The following is a 2,343-nucleotide window of genomic DNA, read 5'->3' on the forward strand; positions in this document are numbered from 1 at the left end:
TGCTGGAGCGAGACGGACGGAGCTGGCGCCGGCCATGAAGATCGACCTCACGGACACCACGGCCAGCAAGATCAACAAGGCGCTGGTGCAGGGCCGCCGCGCCATCGGCACCCCGGCCGTCGGCATGGTGCTCACCCTCGTCATCGTCACCGACGAGGAGAACGCCTACGACGCCCTGAAGGCCGCGAGCGACGCCGCGCACGAACACCCCTCGCGCACGCTCCTGGTCATCAAGCGCGTCTCGCGCTCCCCCCGGGACCGCACCCGGTCCCGCCTGGACGCCGAGGTCCGCCTCGGCGCCGACGCGGGCACCGGCGAGACGGTGGTGCTGCGGCTGTACGGCGAGGTCGTCGACCACGCCCAGTCGGTGGTCCTGCCGCTGCTGCTCCCCGACGCCCCCGTCGTGGTGTGGTGGCCGGTGAACGCCCCGCTGGAACCGGCCAAGGACCCGCTCGGCGCCCTGGCCCAGCGCCGGGTCACCGACACCTACACCTCCGAGGAACCGGTACGGGAGCTGGCGGCCCGCGCCGCCGCCTACGCCCCCGGCGACACCGACCTGTCCTGGACCCGCATCACGCCGTGGCGCTCGATGCTGGCGGCGGCCCTGGACCAGGTCGACTGCGAGGTGCGGGGCGTCGAGGTGGAGGGCGAGGAGTCCAACCCGAGCTGCGAGCTGCTCGCCATGTGGCTGGCGGACCGCCTCGGCGTGCCGGTGAAGCGCACCCACTCCGCCGGGCCCGGCCTGACCGCCGTCCGGATGGACACGGACTGCGGTCCGATCGCCCTGGACCGGGCGGACGGCACACTGGCCCACCTCTCCGTCAAGGGGCAGCCCAACCGGGCGGTGGCGCTCAAGCGCCGGGACACCGCCGAGCTGATCGCGGAGGAACTGCGCCGGCTCGACCCGGACGACACCTACGCCTCGGCGCTGCGGTACGGAGTGGAGCGGCTGCGCGAGAAGCCGGGTCGCGACGAGGCCGGTGACGAGGCCGGTGACGCCGTCGGCAAAGGAGGGGAGGCCGTCGCGGTCCCCACTCCCGTCGAGCACGCCGCCAAGGCACCTGCGCAAGACGCGGCGCAGGAGGAAACGCCGGTGAGGAAGGGGGCGCCGAAGTGAGCACACACCCTCCCCAGCTGGTCGTGCACCGCGACAAGGAACTGATGGCCCAGGCCGCCGCGGCCCGGCTGATCACCCGCGTCGTGGACGCCCAGGCCTCCCGGGGCCACGCCTCCGTGGTCCTGACCGGCGGCCGCAACGGCAACGGCCTGCTGGCCGCCCTGGCCGGCTCCCCCGCCCGGGACGCCGTCGACTGGGGCCGCCTGGACCTGTGGTGGGGCGACGAGCGCTTCCTGCCCGAGGGCGACCCGGAGCGCAATGTCACGCAGGCCCGCGAGGCCCTGCTGGACTCGGTGCCGCTGGACCCGAAGCGGGTGCACGCGATGCCCGCCTCCGACGGCCAGTACGGCCCCGACGTGGACGCCGCCGCGGCGGCGTACGCGGAGGAGCTGGCCCAGGCCGCCGGTCCGGAGAACCACGCCCCCGTGCCCGCCTTCGACGTCCTGCTGCTCGGCGTCGGTCCGGACACGCACGTCGCCTCGCTCTTCCCGGAGCTGCCGGCGGTGCGCGAGACCGAGCGCACGGTGGTCGGCGTCCACGGTGCCCCCAAGCCGCCGCCGACCCGGGTGTCCCTGACCCTGCCGGCGATCCGGGCCGCCCGCGAGGTGTGGCTGCTGGCGGCCGGCGAGGACAAGGCGCAGGCCGCGGCGATCGCCCTGTCCGGCACGGGCGAGGTCCAGGCCCCGGCGGCCGGGGCCCGGGGCCGGGCCCGCACCCTGTGGCTGCTGGACTCGGCGGCCGCTTCCCGGCTGCCGCGCTCGCTGTACCCGCCGGCCTCGGCGTAGCCGGCCTCGGCCACACGGACCCCCGTCGCCTCCGGGCGCGCGGGGGTCCGCGCTTTTCTCCCGCGCTCACTGCCGTCCGCGCAGCTCCCGGTAGGCACCGACCAGGGCCTTGGTCGAAGCGTCCAGCCCCGGCACCTCCGCGCCCTCGGTGAGGGCGGGTTCGACGCGCTTGGCGAGGACCTTGCCGAGTTCGACGCCCCACTGGTCGAAGGAGTCGATGTCCCACACGGCGCCCTGGACGAACACCTTGTGCTCGTAGAGGGCGATGAGCTGGCCGAGGACGGAGGGGGTCAGCTCGCGGGCGAGGATCGTGGTGGTGGGGTGGTTGCCCTGGAACGTCCGGTGCGCGACCAGGTCCTCCGCGACGCCCTCCGCCCGGACCTCGTCGGGGGTCTTGCCGAAGGCGAGGGCCTGGGTCTGGGCGAAGAAGTTGGCCATCAG

General features: G+C 74.9%; 2 protein-coding genes and 1 pseudogene. 2 read left to right on the plus strand and 1 reads right to left on the minus strand.

Going from position 1 to position 2,343, the window contains the following annotated elements; all coding sequences use genetic code 11:
* The first annotated feature begins 34 nt into the window (after positions 1-34).
* Positions 35-1,117, plus strand: a complete 1,083-nt coding sequence (gene opcA, locus ACY1JF_RS31820; RefSeq protein WP_462708748.1) for a glucose-6-phosphate dehydrogenase assembly protein OpcA — start codon at positions 35-37, stop codon at positions 1,115-1,117.
* Entirely contained in the window at positions 1,114-1,902 is a 789-nt protein-coding gene (gene pgl / locus ACY1JF_RS31825; RefSeq protein ID WP_462708747.1) for a 6-phosphogluconolactonase, read from the plus strand. The genes opcA and pgl overlap by 4 nt, the downstream gene beginning before the upstream one ends.
* Positions 1,903-1,968: 66 nt before the next feature.
* Here the strand turns inward: pgl and ACY1JF_RS31830 are convergent.
* A pseudogene (locus ACY1JF_RS31830) lies at positions 1,969-2,343 on the minus strand (glucose-6-phosphate isomerase); the annotation flags it as partial.

The organism is Streptomyces sp. SYSU D01066-1 (assembly GCF_054956795.1).